The sequence below is a fragment of the Cobetia sp. 1AS1 genome (genome assembly GCF_029846435.1).
Classification (GTDB): Bacteria; Pseudomonadota; Gammaproteobacteria; order Pseudomonadales; family Halomonadaceae; genus Cobetia; species Cobetia amphilecti.
Map to the genome: position 1 here is coordinate 97490 of NZ_JARWKU010000001.1, position 18613 is coordinate 116102.

Genomic DNA, 18613 nt, shown 5'->3' on the forward strand with positions numbered 1-18613 from the left:
TCTTGAGCGAAGCGATGGCGAGCGCCCTGACAGGGCTGGGCGGGAGCGATATACTGCGCGCATCATCTACACCCCGACGCGGCCCCCCGTTCGTCCTTGGTCCCGATGCCAGCGCCTGACCGCTGTCATTCGGCTGTCCGGGCGCGGCGTCTCTGGAGTCTGCCTCTCATGTCTCATCTCAGCGAAACCCCCGGTGACGCCACCCCTGGCGCGTCCGATTATCCCAGTCTTGCAGATGTCGTCGGCAACACGCCGCTGGTGCGCCTGACGCGCATCACCGCGGGCCGCAACAATGTGCTGCTGGCCAAGCTGGAGGGTCACAACCCCGCCGGTTCGGTCAAGGATCGTCCGGCGCTTTCCATGTTCCAGGAGGCGGAAGCGCGCGGCGAGATCTCTCCCGGCGACACCCTGATCGAAGCGACCTCCGGCAATACCGGCATCGCGTTGGCCATGACGGCAGCCATCAAGGGCTACCGCATGGTGCTGGTGATGCCGGCCAGTGCCTCCAGCGAGCGCAAGCAGGCGATGGGCGCCTACGGGGCCACGCTGATCGAAGCCGATGGCATGGAGCACGCGCGGGACCTGGCCGAGGGGATGATCGCGCGTGGCGAGGGCAAGGCGCTGGATCAGTTCGCCAACCAGGACAATCCGCTGTCGCATTACCGCACCACCGGGCCGGAACTCTGGCAGCAGACCCATGGGCGCATCACGCACTTCGTGTCCTCGATGGGCACCACCGGCACCATCATGGGCACCTCGCGCTATCTGAAGGAGCAGAATCCGGCCATCGAGATCGTCGGCCTGCAACCTGCCGAAGGCGCCAGCATCGCGGGTATCCGCCGCTGGCCTGCCGAATATCTGCCGCGGATCTTCGATGCCTCACGCATCGACCGCACGCTGGATATCGGCCAGCACGAAGCCGAAGTCTGCATGCGCCGTCTGGCGCGCGAAGAAGGCATTCTGGCCGGTGTCTCTTCCGGTGGTGCGCTGGCGGGCGCGCTCAAGCTCGCCGAGCAGGTCGAGAATGCGGTCATCGTGTTCATCGTCTGTGACCGGGGAGACCGCTATCTCTCGACAGGCCTCTATACCCAGGACGACGACATGACTCAGCAGGACACGCCCCACAATGAAGCCGTCGCAGGGGAGCGTTCCTGATGGCGCTGCTCGGACAGAAGCGACCGGCGCGCAAGCCGACCCGTCGCGAGAAGGAAGTGGCCAGTCGTGGCACCCGCAATGCCAGCGACGCCGATAGTCAGTGGCTGACGGTCGACCGCCTGGCCCATGACGGGCGCGGCATCGCCCATGACGAGAGCGGCAAGACCCAGTTCATCGATCAGGCCTTGCCCGGCGAGCGCGTGACGCTGGCCATCCACCGCACCCACAAGCGCTTCAATGAGGCGCATGTGCGTGCACGTGACAACGCGGCTGACAGTCGCGTGACGCCGCCCTGTGCCTATTTCGGCAGCTGTGGCGGCTGTGATCTGCAGCATATGGCGCTGGATGCCCAACGCACTCATAAGGTGCATGTGCTGGGCGAACATGCGACACGCAATGGCGTGACGCTGCCCGAGATTCAGCCGCTGGGCGAAGATGAAAGCCGTTATCGCCGTCGCGCGCGTATCGGCGTACGCGTGACCGATGCCGGTGAGTTGCAGTTCGGCTTCCGGGGACGCGGCAGCAACCAGCTGGTCGATATCACCACCTGCAGCGTGCTGGTGCCGGAGCTGGACCGCCTGCTTGCGCCGCTGCGTGAGCTGATCGAAAGCCTCGAGGCACCCAAGCGTCTGGGCCATCTGGAGCTGACCGCTGCCGAAGGGCAGGTCATCGTGGTGGTGCGCCAGCTCAAGGCGGTGCCGCGTGATGCGCAGCGCTGGCAGGCCTTCGCCGAGCAGCACGGCCTGGTGGTCGGCTGGCGGGTCGGGCGTGATCCGGTGGTGCTGGAGTGGCTGTCGGGCACGCCGAACGCCGCGTATTCACTGAATATCGGCGCAACGACGCTGCGTCTTGCCTTCTCGCCGGGCGACTTCGTGCAGGTCAATGCGGCGCTCAATCAGCGTTTGATCGACACCGCCTTCGAATGGCTGGGCGACGTCAGTGGCCTCAAGGTGATGGATCTCTACGCCGGTGTCGGCAACCTGACCCTGGCGGCTGCCGCGGCCGGCGCCAGTGAGGTGACGGGCATCGAGGGCAGTCAGGGCATGGTCGATCAGCTGATGGTCAACGCCGAAGCCAACGGACTGGCGCAGGTGAGTGCACGTCGAGCGGACCTGAGCAAGGCTCTGCCGTCACTCGAGGGTATCGACCTTCTGGTACTAGACCCGCCGCGTGATGGCGCTCAGCCTCTCTGCGAGGAGCTGGCACGTGATCTGCATGCTGGGAGGGTCAGCCGAGTGCCGCAGCGTGTGCTGTACATCGCCTGTGACCCGACCACGTTGATGCGTGATGCACGGCTGTTGCAGAACGCCGGTTATCGCGTCACGCGTGCCCTGATGGCGGACATGTTCGTTCACACGGCACATCTGGAGTCGATGTTGCTGCTGGAGCGGGCGGAAGACTGAGGCGGTGCCCTCGGGCACTGTCATCAAGATGGCAAGATATTCAAGGACATAGGGTCATGGTCAAGGTGCGCGAAGATCAGCCGCTGACCGATAGCGGTGGTGTGGACATCCCGGTGTGGGTCGCGCGACTGCGCGAGGAAGTCCCGTCGGTGAATGCCGAGGTCATGGTGCAGGCCTGTGAAGTGGCGCTCAAGGTGGCGCGCGAGGCGGACGCCCGCGGTGACAAGCCGTGGCGCGAGCCGCTGCGCAGTTTCCGTTTCAGTCTCGAGATGGCCGACATCCTGTCGGAACTCAAGCTTGACCAACCGGCGCTGGTCGCGGCCGTGCTCTATCGCGCGGTGCGTGAAGGGCATCTGGGACTTGAGGCCATCGAGAAGCATTTCGGCAAGGAAGTGGCACGTCTGATCGATGGCGTGCTCAACATGGCCGCCATCAGTCAGCTGCAGGCGCCGAGCCATGGCATGGCGCAGCATGACCAGCAGGACAACCTGCGCAAGATGCTGGTGTCGATGATCGATGACGTGCGCATCGCGCTGATCAAGATCGCCGAACGTACCGTCGCCCTGCGTCACGTCAAGGATGCCCCGCGCGAGAAGCGCATGCGCGTGGCCAGCGAAGTCTTCGATATCTACGGGCCGCTGGCGCACCGCCTGGGCATCGGTCAGCTCAAGTGGGAGCTGGAGGACCTGTCCTTCCGCTACCGCGAGGAGGATGAATACAAGACCATCGCCAAGCAGCTGTCCGAGAAGCGTCTGGAGCGTGAGCACTACATCGCCGACCTGCTGGTCGAGATGCGCACTCTGATGAGCGAGCAGGGCATCAAGCACTTCGATGTCGCGGGCCGCGCCAAGCACATCTACTCCATCTGGCGGAAGATGAAGATCAAGCGCATCGCCTTCTCCCAGGTGTATGACGTGCGCGCGGTACGGATTCTGGTCGGCACCGTCAGCGATTGCTACACGGCGCTGGGGATCGTCCACTCGCGCTGGCACCACGTGCCTCACGAGTTTGATGACTACATCGCCAATCCCAAGAAGAATGGCTACCAGTCACTGCACACTGCGGTGGTGGGGCCGAGCAACAAGGTCATCGAGATCCAGATCCGCACCTTCGACATGCACGAGGAGGCGGAGCTGGGCGTGTGTGCCCACTGGCGTTACAAGGGCCACGATGTCGGTCACAAGAGCCGCAGCTACGAGGACAAGATCGCCTGGTTGCGTCAGGTGCTCGAATGGCAGGACGAAGTCGGCGAGAACGGCGGCCAGGAGGCGATCCGTCAGGGGCTGAGCTCCGACGTCGCGCCGGACCGCATCTACGTCTTCACGCCGGAGGGGCATGTCATCGACCTGCCCAAGATCGCCACGCCGATCGACTTCGCCTACCGCGTGCATACCGAGGTCGGCCATCGCTGCCGGGGTGCCAAGGTCGACGGGCGCATCGTGCCGCTGACCTACAAGCTCAAGACCGGCCAGCAGGTCGAGATCCTGACCGCCACCAAGGGCGGCCCGAGCCGTGACTGGCTCAACCCGAATCTGGGCTACGTGCGCACCTCGCGGGCCCGCGCCAAGATCCAGACCTGGTTCAAGCTGCAGGCACGCGATCAGAACGTCGATGAGGGCAAGGCGCTGCTCGAGAAGGAATTCTCGCGGCTGGCGCTGGAGAATCTCGACCGTGACAAGCTGGCCAACGCCGTCAATTACCCGACGCGTGATGACATGTACGCCGCCATCGGCGCGGGCGATCTGCGCGTCGGCCAGGTACTGCATCAGGCCCAGCAGCTGTTCGGCGATACCGATGATCAGGAGCAGCTCGAGCGTCTGCTGCGCCAGCGCAAGCCGCAGGGCAAGGAAAAGCCCGACGCCGTCATGGTGCTGGGGGTCGGCAATCTGAAGACCACCATGGCCAACTGCTGTCACCCGGTGCCGGGCGATCAGATCGCCGGTTTCATCACCCAGGGGCGCGGCGTGACCGTGCACCGTCAGGACTGTCCGAACCTGATCCAGCTGCGCTCGGACGAGCCACGTCGCATCGTCGATGTCGACTGGGGCCAGCGCTCGCGCAATCAGTATCCGGTCGATATCGAGATCCAGGCCTGGGACCGCTCCGGTCTGCTGCGTGATGTCACCAACGTGCTGAGCGGCGACAAGGTCAATGTGCTGTCGGTGAACACGCGTACCGATCAGCTCGACAACATCGCCACGCTCAAGATCACGCTGGAAGTCGAGAATCTCGACGTGCTGGGGCGCGTGTTCGCCCGCATCCAGCAGCTGCCCAACATCATCGATGTCAAGCGCCTGCGGGTCGGGGGCGACAAGGCATGAGTCGTCGATTGGATGCCAGTGTCGATGTCGATGCAGGCAGGCAAGCCGATACGCGCTACACCCTCGATGACCTGCTGACCCTGATGGCCGTGCTGCGTGACCCGCAGTACGGCTGCCCGTGGGACAGCCGTCAGGATTACGCGAGTCTGGTGCCGCACACCTTAGAGGAGGCCTATGAGGTCGCCGATGTCATCGAGCGCGCCGCGGCCGATGCCAGTGTGCTCGAGGAGTTGCCGGCGGAACTGGGTGACCTGCTGTTTCAGGGCGTCTTCTACGCCCAGATCGCCAGTGAGCAGCAACGCTTCGATTTTCACGACGTGATCCATGTGCTGACCGAGAAGATGCTGCACCGCCATCCGCACGTCTTCCCGGATGGCACCCTCGCGTCGCGCCGTGAGGGCATCGCCACTCATGAGGTCGACGAAGGCTCGCTCAACGCCCAGTGGGAGTCGCTCAAGCAGCAGGAGACCGCTGACGCGCCTGCCAGCCAGGCTGCCGGCGACAGCGTGCTGGATGGCGTGCCGCTGGGCCTGCCAGCGCTGACACGGGCGGCCAAGCTCTCGAAGAAGGCCGCGCGTTCGGGCTTTGACTGGCCCGACACGAGTGGCGTGCTGGCCAAGATTCGTGAGGAGCTCGGCGAGGTCGAGGAAGCTCTGGCCGAGGGTGATACGGCCCATGCGCGCGAGGAGGTCGGTGACCTGATGTTCGCGGTGGTCAATCTCGCGCGTACCCTCAAGGCGGACCCGGAGCAGATGCTGCGCGCCACCAATGCGCGCTTCGAATCACGCTTCCGCCATGTGGAAGCCGCGATCGCCGGGCAAGGGCGCACGCTGGATGAGGCCTCGCTTGCCGAGATGGATGCGCACTGGGATGAGGCCAAGCGCCGGGAGCGTGCGGCTGAGCAGGCGCGACAGGGCGAGGGTGCGACATCAGCAGCACGTCCGGTGACGCCGCTGGTCAGGTGATGGAGCGTCGTCACAGGGTATTGGGAAAAGGGCATTTGGAAAAATGTAGTAAGTTTACGCGATAGTCGGATTGTGGAGCCGAGGCCCGCGGTCGTATGCTGAGGGGAAGCGATCAGGACGCGAGTCTTGTCCTGCTTTCCGGTCTGCTGCGCCGCGGGTCTTTCCGTTTCGCGCCAGTGTCTTCACCAGCGCCAGACCGGTGTCTTCCCTCAGCCGGTTGTCATCAGGTGTCTTTGCGCAATGAGGGAATCTGTTGTCAGCTATCTGACTGTGTGCCCCTGGTGACAGGGGAAGATGACCGCGGCAGCACCGTCACTCCCAAGGAGGGTTTCATGAGTCACGACTTGCATGAATCGTTGCGCGATAACGTGCGTATTCTCGGTGACAACCTCGGCCAGACCATCGCGGCCGACCTCGGCGATGACTTCGTCGCACGCATCGAGCGCATCCGCGCCCTGGCCAAACAGGGCCAGCAGGGCGATCAGGCCGCCCGTCATGAGCTGATCGACTATCTGCGTGATCTGCCGGATGGTGATCTGCTGCCGGTCACCCGCGCGTTCAACCAGTTTCTGAATCTTTCCAACATCGCCGAGCAGCACTACCGTGGCCGCTTCAAGCGCGTCGAGGATTATCGTCCCGGCAGCCAGCCGGACCTCGGCGAGCTGATCACGCGCATTCGCGAGCGTGGCTTCAGTGCGCAGAAGATCGTCGAGGAGCTCTCGGCGATGCGTGTCGAGCTGGTGCTGACGGCGCACCCGACGGAAGTCATCCGCCGCACCCTGATCCAGAAATACGATGCCATCGAGGGCTGTCTGACCCAGATGGAAGGCGCCTGTGATCGCCCGGAACAGGCGACCCTCGCGCGTGCACGCCTGACCGAGCTGATCAGCCAGGCCTGGCACACCGACGAGATTCGCCACGAGCGTCCGACGCCGGTGGATGAGGCCAAGTGGGGCTTTGCCACCATCGAGAACTCGCTGTGGCAAGCGGTGCCCGACTTCCACCGTCAGCTTGACGAGATGACGCTGGACGCCGCCGGCGAGCGTCTGCCGCTGGACGCCGCGCCGATCTGCTTCGCCTCCTGGATGGGCGGTGACCGCGACGGCAACCCCAATGTCACCGCCAGCGTGACGCGGACCGTGCTGCTGCTGGGACGCTGGATGGCGGCGGACCTTTACCTTCGCGACCTCGAACAGCTCAAGTCGGAGCTGTCGATGTGGAAGTGCACGGCCGCTCTGCGTGCCGAGGCCGGCGATGTGGCCGAGCCCTATCGCGAGATCCTGCGCCGCCTGATCCTGCGCATGGAAAGCACGCGTGACTGGGCCAAGGCGGGTCTGGACGGCAAGCGCCATGAAGGTGTCGATATCATCGAGACCCGTGAGCAGCTGTATACGCCGCTGCTGGCCTGCTACCGCTCGCTGTGCGATGTGGGGCTGGACACCATCGCCAACGGCGCACTGCTCGACACCCTGCGTCGCGTGGCCTGCTTCGGTGTCACCCTGACCAAGCTCGATATCCGTCAGGAAAGTACGCGTCACGCACAGGTCTTCGATGAACTGAGCCAGACGCTGGGGCTGGGCAGCTATTTCGAGTGGGACGAGCAGCAGCGCTGTGACTTCCTCACCAGAGAGTTGGCTGGCCGTCGCCCGCTGATCCCGCGCCATTGGGAATGCTCCACCGACACGCGCGAGGTGCTGGATACCTTCAAGGTCATCGCGCGCGAGCATCGCGAGGCGCTGGGCACCTACATCATCTCGATGGCCGGTCGGGCCTCCGATGTGCTGGCGGTGGCACTGTTGATGAAGGAGATCGGCGGTGATGTGCGCCTGCCGATCGCGCCGCTGTTCGAGACGCTGGATGATCTGGACCGCTCAGGCCCGGTCATCGACACGCTGCTGGGCATGCCGATCTATCGCGAGCAGGCCGGTGATCGTCAGGAAGTGATGATCGGTTACTCCGACTCCGCCAAGGACGCTGGCCAGCTGGCGGCTGCCTGGGCACAGTACCGCGCTCAGGAAACGCTGGTGGAAGTCACCAAGCGCCACGGCGTCGAACTGACCCTGTTCCACGGCCGTGGTGGTACGGTCGGTCGTGGCGGCGGCCCGGCGCATGCGGCGATCCTGTCCCAGCCGCCGGGCTCGGTGACCGGCTCGCTGCGCGTTACCGAGCAGGGCGAGATGATTCGCTTCAAGTTCGGTCTGCCGGACATCGCCAGTCGCTCGATGGAGATCTACGTCTGCGCGGTGCTGGAAGCCAGCATGCTGCCGCCGCCGGCGCCCAAGCAGCAATGGCGTGACGAGATGGATCGCCTGGCCGGTATCGCGCACAAGGCCTATGTCGGCGTGGTGCGTGAAGACCCGAACTTCGTGCCGTACTTCCGCTCGGTGACGCCGGAAACCGCACTGGCACGCCTGCCGCTGGGCTCCCGCCCCGCCAAGCGTCGACAGGATGGTGGTGTCGAGACGCTGCGCGCGATCCCGTGGATCTTCGCCTGGACCCAGATTCGCCTGATGCTGCCCGCCTGGCTGGGCAGTGGCGAGGCCTTCGCCACGCGCATGCAGGAAGAGGGCGGCCTGGAAGTGCTGCGCGAGATGATGAACGACTGGCCGTTCTTCTCCACCTACGTCGACATGCTGGAGATGCTGCTCTCCAAGGCCGACCTCTCGACGGCGGCCTACTACGAGCAGCGTCTGGTCGATGAGCCGGCCCTGAAGGCGCTGGGGCAATCGCTGCGAGATCGTCTCGAGCGTCTGGAGAAGGTGGTGCTGGAGATCCGCGATCAACAGGCACTGCTTGAGCATATGCCGCTGATCCGTCAGGCCATCGATGTGCGCAATCCCTACATCGACCCGCTGCATGGTCTGCAGGCCGAGCTGCTGCAGCGTAACCGCGACGCCGATGGCGCCATCTCCGCCGAGCTGTCACGCGCGCTGATGGTGACCATGGCCGGTATCTCGGCCGGTCTGCGCAACACCGGCTGATTCGGTTGATCCGGTGAACCAGCTGGCCCTGTTGATTTGCGTCATGGTGTGAAGGATTAGCCAAGGCCTATCAGCGAAACTAGAAAGCCCCCGTCAGGTATGCCTGGCGGGGGCTTTCTGTTATCTATCGGCCAACCATGGGGCTGTTTGCGCGCTGATCAGTGACAAGAGTTCAGCGCTCAGCGACAAGGGGTCAGCGACATGCGGAGCCGCCAGGACTCACAGCAGGCCGCTGGCGCGCTCACCCACCAAGGGCATCAGGAAGCGTTCCCGCTGCCAGTCTTCATCCTGATCGAGCGCCACCAGATGCAGCAGTTTGGTGAAGGCCGCTTCCAGCGTCATGTCGTCGCCTGACAGCACGCCGATGGTGGCCAGGCCCGCGCCGGCCGCATAGTGGCCGATGGTGACCGGCCCGTGCGGACATTGGCTGATACCGGCCAGCAGCTTGCCTTCGCCACGCGCATCGGCCAACACTCCCAGAAGCTCGCTGTCTTCCGGCAGATTGCCGCTGCCCCACAACTCCAGCACGGCGCCCTTGACCTCGGGGCGCATCAACTGCACACGCACGCTCTCGGCGCTGATGCCGGGGTAGAGCGGCAGGCGAATGATGCTGTCCTTGCCGAGGCGAGCATAGTCGGGCAGCTCGAAGGCGGGGCCTTGGTCATCCATCAGGCGGCCGGGGTAGAGCACGACGCGGTCATCGACCCATTCACCCAGCAGCGGCGCATTGGGCGTGGTGAAGCCGCGGTGGTCCTGGGTGTACCACTTGCGGGTGCACACGCCACGCAGCAGCTGCCCGCCGAAGGCGACCACGACTTCATTGAGGGTCGGCTGGGCGGCGGCGGTGAGCGCCAGCTCGACATTGCCCAGCGCGTCACTGTGCTCGGCTTCCAGCGGCAACTGTGCGCCACTGACGATGACCGGGCGTGCGGTACCCTTGAGTTGGAAGGCGAGGCTGGAGGCGGTCCAGGCCAGGGTGTCGGTGCCCTGCAGCACGACGAAGCCATCGAAGCTGTCGTAGGCGTCCGCGATCTGGCTGGCGATGGTGTGCCAGTCCGCCGGTGTCGCGGAGGAGGAGTCGATCAGCTGCGGAAACTCGCGCAGGGTGAAGGCGGGCAGACGGCCACGACGGCTGGGGGGCAGTTGCTCCAGTGCTGCGCGCAGACGTGCATCGAAGTCACCGGCAGGTACCAGTCCATGTTCACTTTCCACCATGCCCAGCGTGCCGCCGGTATACAGCACCAGGATGTGCGTCTCGGGAGTCATCGTGTCCACCTGCCAGAAATGGGAAAGCCGGCATTGTAACGCATGCCGGCTTGCAGGGGAGCTGTCGGAGTCGGGCGTTAAGCCGCGTCGCGATGGGGGCGCTCAGCTGATATTGCCACCGCCGATGCGCGCATCCTCCTGATGGGACATGGCGCTGATGCACATCACCCGTACGCCTTCGAGCATGCTTTCAAGACTCATGGTCGGCAGGCGGCCATCGACACTCTGCTCGGGCAGCGCCGGGATATGCACGAAGCCGGAGCGGATGGGGCTATCCGCCAGATGACGCTGCACCCCATAGAACAGGTGGTTGCAGACGAAGGTGCCTGCCGTGTAGGAGACGCTGGCGGGAAGGCCCGCCGCCTGGAGGTCGTTGACCATCGCCTTGATCGGCAGGGTGGTGAAGCAGCCATCCGGGCCATCGGCCTCGATGGGCTCATCCACCGGCTGGTGGCCGCCGTTGTCCTTGATGCGATAGTCATCCAGGTTGATGGCGACCCGCTCCGGCGTGATGGCGCTGCGACCACTGGCCTGACCGAGCATGATCACGGTGTCAGGGGCGTGCTGGCCGATGGCCTCGATGACGCTGTCAATCGCGGCGTAGCGTGTCACCGGCACCCGGCAGGTGATGATCTCGAAGCGCTCATCGGGCTGGTCGTGCATGGCCAGTGTCTGGCCGTCCAGTTGTTCGATGATCTTGAGGGCGGGATTGACGCTATCCGTGCCGAAGGGCTCGAAGCCGCAGAGTAGCAGACGACGCATGATGACATTCCTTGGCTGGCATCGATCACCGCGGGTCACTGCTGGCGGTGATCGATGCGCGGGTAAGAGTGGGAGATCAGAAGGCCAGCAGCAACATCAGGCTGATGTTGGCGGCCAGCATGACCAGCGCAGGCAGTATCTGTGCGCGAATGATGTGGTAGCGGTCATCCAGTTCCAGCAGGGCCGCCGGCACGATGTTGAAGTTGGCGGCCATCGGCGTCATCAGCGTGCCGCAGTAGCCGGACAGCATCCCCAGAACACCGACGATGGCCGGGTTGCCGCCATGCAGCGCGATGACCAGCGGATAGCCGATGCCGGAGGTGATGACCGCAAAGGCCGCGAAGCCGTTGCCCATCAGCATGGTGAACACGGCCATGCCGACGCAGTAGGCAATCACGCAGGCGATCAGGCTGGTATCCGGCACCACGCTCGAGACCAGCCCGGCGATGGTCTGGCCGACGCCGGCCTGATCGAACAGCAGGCCAAGGGCGGCCAGGAATTGCGGCAGGATGGCGGCCCAGCCGATGGCATCGGCCAGGCGGCGACCTTCCTGCATGCCGGTCGCCGGGCTCTCGCGCAGCAGCAGCAGCGCCACGGCAAAGGCCAGTACCGTCGCGACGCCCAGGCCGACCAGCGCACTCTGACCTGTCGTGAGGGTGTAAAGGAAGGTGCCGACCGGAATCACCAGCGCGGGGATGAACAGGCGCGACCCCAGGCGCTTGCGGCGCGCCTGACGCGCCTCATCGCTCAACTGGCCGTAGTTGCCGAACCCGAGCTGGCCGGTGGCAGCCAGCAAGGCCAGCGCCAGCATGGCAAGGCCGACTGCGACGTCGGGCAGCCATTGTCCAAACGCCAGGCTGATGCCGAAGATCATCCAGAAGGCACTGGTGCCGAGTCTGCGTGGATGTTCTCGATCGGTGAGTGTCAGCACGGCAAAGGCCATGATGGCGAAGCCGGTGATCAGGTAGAGAGCATCGATACCATTCATGAGTGGCTCTCCGTCGCAGAAGTGGTGAAGGTGTCCTTGCCTGGTGTCGCGTTGATCTGGCCGGAGGGTTGGGGGTATTCCTCGCGCAGCAGCTGTTGTTCACGGCGAATGCGTGCGTCCAGCCGGCGGCAGAGCACGAAGACCACCACCAGTGACACCAGCGCGGTGGGAATGGCATACAGCGCCATGTCGGCCAGGCTGACGCTGGCGCCACTCTTGTCGAGCACGCTCTTGATCAGCAACAACCCGCCGGAAGCCACGAAGATCAGCTGGCTGAAGAAGTTGCCGAAGTTCTCGCTGACGGCATTCAGAACGCGGATGCGTTGGCTCAGGGCCTTGAAGCGTGGCGAGCTCAGCGCCTCTTCGGGGAGATCACGTTCGGCGGCACCGACTGACATCGGGGCGACCAGCGGTCGGATCATCGCCGGGTGGCCACCGAGCTGCAGACCGAAGGCATTGGTCGCCTTGCGCAGCACCAGGTAGCTGAAGGAGATGCGCCCGGCGCTGGCGGCCCGCAGTTTCTGGACCAGATGTTCGGCCTGATCGCGCAGTCCATTGCGTTCGAGCAGTCCGATCACCGGCAGGGTGATGATGAACAGCGAGACGGCGCGGTTGTCGGTAAAGGCCTGACCGAGCGCGGCGAGAATTTCAGTGGGTGACATGCCGGCCACCAGGCCGGAGGAGAAACCTGCCACCAGCACCACCAGCAGCGCATTGAGGCGCAGTGCCAGGCCGATGACGATGATGGCTACGCCGATCAATGACAGCATGAGGTGTCTCCCGAGCAGGGGGAGGACAATCGAATCCTTTCGAAGGACATGAGCATGTGCCTCTGGGTGTGAGATTGTTGTTATGAGGGTCTCGTTGCGAAGCAGGTCGAACATTGCCTGGCTGGTTGACCATGGCCGAGCAGTTCGAACATGGCAGGGCGCAATGTTTCGTTGCTTTACAACGAGAACTCAGAGGGTAGAGCGACACCAGAGGAATCCAAATGAGACATTCGGAATATATAAATTTCAACGACAAGTAGTATCGATAAAATCTATCATCCAGACATGGCTGACAGATAATATTGATGCCTTGGTAGGGCCTTGCCTCACCCCTTGAGGGGAGAAGATGTCAGCCATCGACCACTTCGGTGCTGCCATCCTCGCGCAGGCAGATACGGCGACGCCTGCCGACCTGGAAGCCAAGCATGGCGGCGCTCAGCAGGATCAGCGCGAACAGCGACGCGATCACGCGCAGGTCGGCCGTGATTTCCAGCAGAATGCCGACGGCGAGTGGCCCGAGGGCGGCCAGCATGTAGCCGGTGCCTTGTGCCATGCCAGAGAGGGCGCCCGCCAGACGTGCATCGGAGGTGCGCAGCACCAGCAGCGTCAATGCCATCGAGAAGCTGCCCCCCTGGCCGAAACCGAGCAGCACGGCGAACAGCCAGCGCAGGGACAGCGGCCCGATCATCAGTCCCAGCAGGCCGATGGCGGTACAGGACAACAGCAGCAGGATGGCGGGGCGCTGGTCGCGCCCCATGCGGCCGATCACGGGGGCCAACAGGGCGGTGAGCACCTGTGCCATTACCGAGGCGGCCATCAGCCAGCCGGATTCGATATCGCTCAGGCCGCGCTGCTGAAGCAGGAAAGGCAGCCAGCCAAAGACGATATAGGCAAGGGAAGACTGGCAGCCCATGAAGAAGGTGACCTGGCGGGCCAGCGGCAGGTGCCACAGGCGGGGGGTGGCCTGCTGATGGCTGGTCATCTTCTCTGGCCACGGGTGGGGCATGCTCAGGCGCCAGGCGGGAAGCGCGATCACCACAAGCAGCGCCCAGCAGGCCAATGAGGCTTGCCAGCTGTCGAGAAGGTTGGCCAGTGGCACGCTGAGTCCCGCGGCCAGCGCCGCACCAAGACATAGCGCCATGGTGTACACGCCGGTGAACAGGTCGGCTCGCTCAGGATGCTCGCGCTTGACGATGGCGGGCAGCAGGGTGCCGGCGACGCCGATGCTGCCGCCACATAACAGGGTGCCGAGATACAGCAGCAGTGCCATGTCGCTGGCCCGCAACCACAGGGCGATGCCGAGAGTGACCAGGGCAAGGCTGAGGGTGCGCTCTACCCCCAGGCGGCGGGCCAGGCGCGGCGCCAGCGGGGCGAACAGTCCCAGGCAGACGACGGGCAGTGTGGTGAGAAGGCCCGCTGCCAGCGTGCTCAGGCCCAGGTCCTGGGTGATGCGATCCAGCAGGGGTGCCAGGGATGACAGCGCCGGACGCAGGTTCAGGGCGACCAGAATCAGGATGAGCAGGAATAGGGATGCTGGCATTCGGCGCATGAGGAAACCTGAACGAGAGGACAGGTCTGTGAGAATACCGGCATATGCTCAAGCTGTCTTGCCGCGAGCCGCTCTTCCTCTAACCGGGCCCTGGACAGCAGAACGCTCGGCAATTGCCGAGCGTTCTGTCTCAATGGGCCTTTCTCGATGGGCCTTTCTCAATGAGCCTGTCTCAATGCATCTGTCCTGGCTCAATGTCCCCGCTGCAGTGCACCGCTCCTGTGCCTCAGTACTTGGGCTCAAGCTCCAGCTCGCGTGTCGCGCTATCGACCCTGCGTGCTGCCGCGCGTTGACGCGTCGTGGCGCCGTCGGCATGCACATCGTGGCCGCGGGGAGCGACATTGCGCCATGCGGGCGTCTTCTGCAGGCGCTCGGCATTGGCGCGTGCCGTCTTGGAGATTGGCTGTCGACTCGCCTTGGCGCGAATCAGGGTCATGTCCTCGGTGCTCAGCAGCATGCCCTGGGGCGTGCGCTCCAGCACGAGGTGGCCGCGGAAGTGCCAGCAGCGCATGGGGGTATGCGCGACACGATAGCGATGGCCAGCCACCTCCAGCGAGATGGCTTCCTTCGGCTGGCAGCCAAGGGGATGCAGAGTCACTTCCTCCAGCAGCACCAGACGATTGAAGTCGTCCGGCTGAAGTACCTGATTGCCATCATGCATGCGCACCGGGAAGGCATGGTTGTCACGCTGCAGCTCACGCCGCTTGTGACTGACGCTGCCGTTGCCTTCCACGATGCCGGCACCACACACATGCACGAGCTCGCCATCAATCTGTTTGATGACGAGCACCTCGACGTGGCGCTGCTTGAAAAGATGATCACGCAGTGAGCGTAATGGCATGGCTGAAATCCTCATCTACACCATCCGTTGGCTGAGTATATCCGTCAGAGCCCGAGTCATCTCTCTGACCGACAGGCGCTTCCATGCTGCCTGCCAAGTGATATCTCGCGCTGATAGCCACATCATACGCCGTTTGTGAGCATTTTTCCCGAATCAAGCACCAGTCTGGGGATAAACCATCTTGTCAGGACGCGGCTTCATGACGCCTCTGTCAGCCAGATGACTGAGAACACTGCCTACCCTTGTCGGGTCACTCGTACTTGCCCAGCACGGCCCGGCAGATATCAGCGAAATTGCGTGCTTCCGGCGGGTGTTCCAGATCGAGCCCCAAGGCCTTGCCGACGCGGGAGGCGGCGACCAGACCGCGCACGCTGGGTTTGCCATCATCGCCCTGCTCGGTCACCAGCAGGTGGGATTCGCCACTCTGACGCAGCGTCTCGACCAGGTCCCCGACGCGGGCGCGCTTGAGCACGGCGAGAGGAATGCCCTGCAGCTCCGCGCGGGGTATCTGCACCATGTCGGTAGTGACTTCGTCGCGCTGAACATTGAAGCGGGTCATGGCGCGCATCACGACTCGGCCACCCTGCAGCTCACGCGAAGTCACCACGCCGGTGAAGGTGCCATCATGATCGTGGACCAGCAGCAGGCGCACCCCCGCCTGTTTCATGGTCGCCAGTGCCTGACCGATGGAGGCGCTGCCCTGAATGCTGCGACCGGCGGTAACGGCAAAGTCCGTCACCAGCTCACTGGCCGGGCTATCCATGGTGATGTCGCCGATCGGCTGCAAAGGCAGGCGAGCGGAGGTGACATGAGAGAGCGTTTCGACGTCGAGGGTATGGTAAGCCGACGGTGCAATGGCATTCATGGACTGACTCCTGTAATCAGATGATGAGCATGTTCTGCATACTATGAGTCAGGCGAGGGCCAGGAGTTTCCTGCACGATGGGTAACCTCAGGTTGCTACTGTCGCAACAGTGACAGGAATTTCGGTCTATCAGGTCAATATTCGTCGCTATCTGTGCGAGGTGGGAAATGGATAGATTCCATTTGGGAAACAAAGGCCCCGGCAGGCCGGTACTGGCATGAGCCAGCAGTTTTCTTGCCCCTGACAGCAATGATGCCCACTGCACGAGGCGAGTGGGCATCATTGAGCTGATTCAGGGAGTCATCCCTTCATCAGGGGCTGGCGTACACGCCTGGGCGCGTCACACCCACTGCTTGAGGTCGCCGCGTACGGCATCCAGGAAGGTGATGAAGTCCGTCTGGTCATCGGCGTCGCAACGGTCCACCTTGCAGGCCAGCTTCATCTTGGTGCCGGCGACGATTTCGTCATACACCTCGAGCGTGAGTTTCTCGACGCTGGCATCGGCGGGTTCCTGCTCACCCTCCAGCAGGCTGAACGTTGTCATCAGCGTGCCACGAAGACGCGTGGTGCCGCCTTCCGCGACCACACGACGCACCTTGAGCCAGCCTTCGCGCACCATGATCTCACCCTGCGCATCGCGTTGCTTGTAGATGGTGCGATAGCATGCATTCTCGGAGACGCCCTTGGCGGCCATGCTTTCATAGGCCTTGATCATGCGCGTCGCCATGGTGCCAGCTTCGGCGATCTTGCGGCGGGCAGCACGATGTTCACGTTCCAGGCGGTCTTGCTTGGAGAAACGCTGCCACAGGTGGAAGTCGCGTGTCAGAGTGGTCGCGTCCATTACAGTCTCTCTTCTCTAAAAACGGCGGGGAAAAGTGGGTGACGGCTACTGCCATGTCCAGGCGCTGATGGTGTCACGAAGGCGGGCGATTGTCTGCCCGGTTCTTGCCTCAGACGTCGAGGAGGGCCCGAGTGTCAGGTGGTCCGGGTCATGCAGGCTGGCGGCGAGGTGTCAGCATTGCCATGCTCAAGAGTACCATTGACTGGTCACGGACTTTTTCCAGCCCGGTCATCATCACGACTGAATCTAGGGCTTAAATCTTCTCTGAACTACTCTGCAAGTCACCCACAAGGCCCACTTTGTGAGAATCTTCGACTGCTGATCCTCGAGATTGCTGATGCTTCACGCTCAGGCTCCTGCTACGTGAGCCACGCCGCTGTGATGGAATTGCCAGTCTCGCAGGGGAGGGCGCCTGGTACACGTGAATCACATGCCTGACTTGCGTTGCATGCCTTGTAGGATGCGCACTGGTAAGGGCTGTCACGTTTCATACAGCAGCGTGAGATAGAATAGGCAGGTAAAATCATCAGGTAGCGCGCAGCGGAGGCACACGGGAAGTGCCGTAAATGAGGAAGGAATCATGGCGAAAGCAGATCGCCGTCGCAAACCGGGAAGTCGGCAGGGTGTCTTGCGCACGGTAAACATGAAGTGGCGGTGGCCAGCTCCGGCGGGGCTGGCTGAGCGGCACCTCGTGCTTTATCAGTTGTTCATGTGGATCTATATCAGTGCGCTCGGCTGCCAGCTGGGCTACTTCGCTCTGCTGAGCCTGCAGCCTTATCCGCAGCCGGTGGTGATCAATGTCATCGGCGTCCTGCTCAACGTCCTGGCCATCATGTTCCACCGCAAGGGGTACATGAATTCCGCGTTGCTGTTGCTGGTGGTGCCGATGTCAGCCAAGGCGGCATGGTGGGAATATCAGTTCGGCGCCGAGGGTGGCTTCGAGTATTTCCATATCGTCGCCATCTTCTTTATCTGTATTGCGTCCCTGTCACGCATTCAACGGCTATTGTTCAGTGGTGTCCTGCTGCTGTTCTATATCGGCGCCCAATATCTCACCAGTCCGGTCTATATCGTCTCCTACGAGTTCATGTCGCTGGCCAGTGTCGTCAACCTGGTGATTTCCGTCACCTTCATCGCAGTGGTGGCGGTGCAGATCGGGTGGGAGGCAGAGCAGCGCGAGAAGCGCTACCGTCGAGACTTGCGCCATGACCAGCTGACGGGGGCACTGTCTCGTTTTGCCTTGCTGGAAGAGGGGCCGCGTCTGCTGAGTCGTGGTGGCCTGGGAGTGCTGATGATCGATGTCGATCACTTCAAGGCCATCAATGATACCCAAGGGCATGCGATTGGCGATGAGGTGCTGATAGAGCTGACGCAACGGCTGCGTCACCACCTGCGCGGCAGTGACCAGTTGTGCCGCCAGGGGGGAGAAGAGTTCGTGGCCCTGTGCCCGACGGAGGACAGAGAAGGGCTCCAGCACGCAGCCGAACGCTTGCTGCTCTCGATCAACAGTCGTGCCTTCACGCTGAGCAACGGCCAGCTGCTGCGGGTCACCATCAGTATTGGGGTGGCCCAGGGCGGACCGGCCGCTTGCGCGGAATCACTGCTGCCGGACCTTCTGCAGCGTGCCGATCAGGCCATGTACCGTGCCAAGCGCGAAGGGCGCAATCGGGTGGTTACCGTCTGGGATACGCCCGATCACGGTGCAGCCAGTCTCGATCAGATCGAGCCGTCTGATCACGACCACCGCCCCGATCACAGCCACGACAGGCTGGCCATGCCAGGCATGCCGCCACTGGACACTCCGGGCGATGGATCAGGCGAAGCGGCCTCGACCCCCAGTCGCTCTGATGTCAGTCACCATGACGATGTGCAGACCGCCGATGAGGTCTATCAGTGGAAGCGCTGA

The 18613-nt window shown here is 63.4% G+C and carries 14 protein-coding genes; 6 read left to right on the forward strand and 8 right to left on the reverse strand.

From position 1 onward, the window contains the following. The first annotated feature begins 168 nt into the window (after positions 1-168). The 5 genes from cysM (at position 169) to ppc (ending at position 8825) form a co-directional block, all read left to right on the forward strand. On the forward strand, positions 169-1155 hold the full coding sequence (gene cysM / locus QD280_RS00420; protein ID WP_107335311.1) for a cysteine synthase CysM: 987 nt from the start codon (positions 169-171) through the stop codon (positions 1153-1155). Further along, entirely contained in the window at positions 1155-2558 is a 1404-nt protein-coding gene (locus tag QD280_RS00425) for an RsmD family RNA methyltransferase (protein ID WP_279837947.1), read from the forward strand. Before cysM ends, QD280_RS00425 begins: the two co-directional genes overlap by 1 nt. A 56-nt stretch (positions 2559-2614) precedes the next feature. Next, positions 2615-4879: a GTP diphosphokinase gene (gene relA, locus QD280_RS00430; protein ID WP_043331860.1), complete on the forward strand. Its 2265-nt coding sequence runs from the start codon at positions 2615-2617 to the stop codon at positions 4877-4879. Continuing rightward, positions 4876-5844: a nucleoside triphosphate pyrophosphohydrolase gene (gene mazG, locus QD280_RS00435; protein ID WP_279837948.1), complete on the forward strand. Its 969-nt coding sequence runs from the start codon at positions 4876-4878 to the stop codon at positions 5842-5844. Before relA ends, mazG begins: the two co-directional genes overlap by 4 nt. A 332-nt stretch (positions 5845-6176) precedes the next feature. Continuing rightward, on the forward strand, positions 6177-8825 hold the full coding sequence (gene ppc / locus QD280_RS00440; RefSeq protein WP_279837949.1) for a phosphoenolpyruvate carboxylase: 2649 nt from the start codon (positions 6177-6179) through the stop codon (positions 8823-8825). A gap of 219 nt (positions 8826-9044) precedes the next feature. Here the strand turns inward: ppc and QD280_RS00445 are convergent, their stop codons facing one another. The 8 genes from QD280_RS00445 to QD280_RS00480 form a co-directional block, all read right to left on the reverse strand. Beyond that, on the reverse strand, positions 9045-10091 hold the full coding sequence (locus QD280_RS00445; protein ID WP_279837951.1) for an asparaginase: 1047 nt from the start codon (positions 10089-10091) through the stop codon (positions 9045-9047). 102 nt (positions 10092-10193) lie between these two features. Further along, a complete protein-coding gene (pcp, locus tag QD280_RS00450) occupies positions 10194-10853 on the reverse strand; it encodes a pyroglutamyl-peptidase I (protein WP_279837952.1) in 660 nt (219 codons plus the stop codon). 76 nt (positions 10854-10929) lie between these two features. Next, a complete protein-coding gene (locus QD280_RS00455) occupies positions 10930-11841 on the reverse strand; it encodes a DUF979 domain-containing protein (protein ID WP_279837954.1) in 912 nt (303 codons plus the stop codon). Then, on the reverse strand, positions 11838-12611 hold the full coding sequence (locus QD280_RS00460) for a DUF969 domain-containing protein (protein WP_279837955.1): 774 nt from the start codon (positions 12609-12611) through the stop codon (positions 11838-11840). The genes QD280_RS00455 and QD280_RS00460 overlap by 4 nt, the downstream gene beginning before the upstream one ends. Before the next feature lie 349 nt (positions 12612-12960). Beyond that, on the reverse strand, positions 12961-14151 hold the full coding sequence (locus tag QD280_RS00465) for an MFS transporter (RefSeq protein WP_279837957.1): 1191 nt from the start codon (positions 14149-14151) through the stop codon (positions 12961-12963). A gap of 235 nt (positions 14152-14386) precedes the next feature. Next, entirely contained in the window at positions 14387-15001 is a 615-nt protein-coding gene (locus QD280_RS00470) for a hypothetical protein (RefSeq protein WP_192838452.1), read from the reverse strand. 250 nt (positions 15002-15251) lie between these two features. After that, complete coding sequence (locus QD280_RS00475) at positions 15252-15866, reverse strand: CBS domain-containing protein (protein ID WP_043331851.1); 615 nt, start codon at positions 15864-15866, stop codon at positions 15252-15254. A 340-nt stretch (positions 15867-16206) separates the two neighbouring features. Further along, the gene (locus tag QD280_RS00480) at positions 16207-16707 is read right to left on the reverse strand and encodes a hypothetical protein (protein ID WP_043331849.1); all 501 of its coding nucleotides are present in this window, start codon (positions 16705-16707) and stop codon (positions 16207-16209) included. 709 nt (positions 16708-17416) lie between these two features. Between QD280_RS00480 and QD280_RS00485 the strand changes: the two genes are divergently transcribed. Further along, positions 17417-18613: a GGDEF domain-containing protein gene (locus tag QD280_RS00485; protein ID WP_279837961.1), complete on the forward strand. Its 1197-nt coding sequence runs from the start codon at positions 17417-17419 to the stop codon at positions 18611-18613.

Bases quoted from the DNA above. Each gene is read 5' to 3' on its own strand.
- cysM (WP_107335311.1), top strand. From the start codon at position 169: ATGTCTCATCTCAGCGAAACCCCCGGTGACGCCACCCCTGGCGCGTCC.
- QD280_RS00425 (WP_279837947.1), top strand. From the start codon at position 1,155: ATGGCGCTGCTCGGACAGAAGCGACCGGCGCGCAAGCCGACCCGTCGC.
- relA (WP_043331860.1), top strand. From the start codon at position 2,615: ATGGTCAAGGTGCGCGAAGATCAGCCGCTGACCGATAGCGGTGGTGTG.
- mazG (WP_279837948.1), top strand. From the start codon at position 4,876: ATGAGTCGTCGATTGGATGCCAGTGTCGATGTCGATGCAGGCAGGCAA.
- ppc (WP_279837949.1), top strand. From the start codon at position 6,177: ATGAGTCACGACTTGCATGAATCGTTGCGCGATAACGTGCGTATTCTC.
- QD280_RS00445 (WP_279837951.1), bottom strand. From the start codon at position 10,091: ATGACTCCCGAGACGCACATCCTGGTGCTGTATACCGGCGGCACGCTG.
- pcp (WP_279837952.1), bottom strand. From the start codon at position 10,853: ATGCGTCGTCTGCTACTCTGCGGCTTCGAGCCCTTCGGCACGGATAGC.
- QD280_RS00455 (WP_279837954.1), bottom strand. From the start codon at position 11,841: ATGAATGGTATCGATGCTCTCTACCTGATCACCGGCTTCGCCATCATG.
- QD280_RS00460 (WP_279837955.1), bottom strand. From the start codon at position 12,611: ATGCTGTCATTGATCGGCGTAGCCATCATCGTCATCGGCCTGGCACTG.
- QD280_RS00465 (WP_279837957.1), bottom strand. From the start codon at position 14,151: ATGCCAGCATCCCTATTCCTGCTCATCCTGATTCTGGTCGCCCTGAAC.
- QD280_RS00470 (WP_192838452.1), bottom strand. From the start codon at position 15,001: ATGCCATTACGCTCACTGCGTGATCATCTTTTCAAGCAGCGCCACGTC.
- QD280_RS00475 (WP_043331851.1), bottom strand. From the start codon at position 15,866: ATGAATGCCATTGCACCGTCGGCTTACCATACCCTCGACGTCGAAACG.
- QD280_RS00480 (WP_043331849.1), bottom strand. From the start codon at position 16,707: ATGGACGCGACCACTCTGACACGCGACTTCCACCTGTGGCAGCGTTTC.
- QD280_RS00485 (WP_279837961.1), top strand. From the start codon at position 17,417: ATGTGGATCTATATCAGTGCGCTCGGCTGCCAGCTGGGCTACTTCGCT.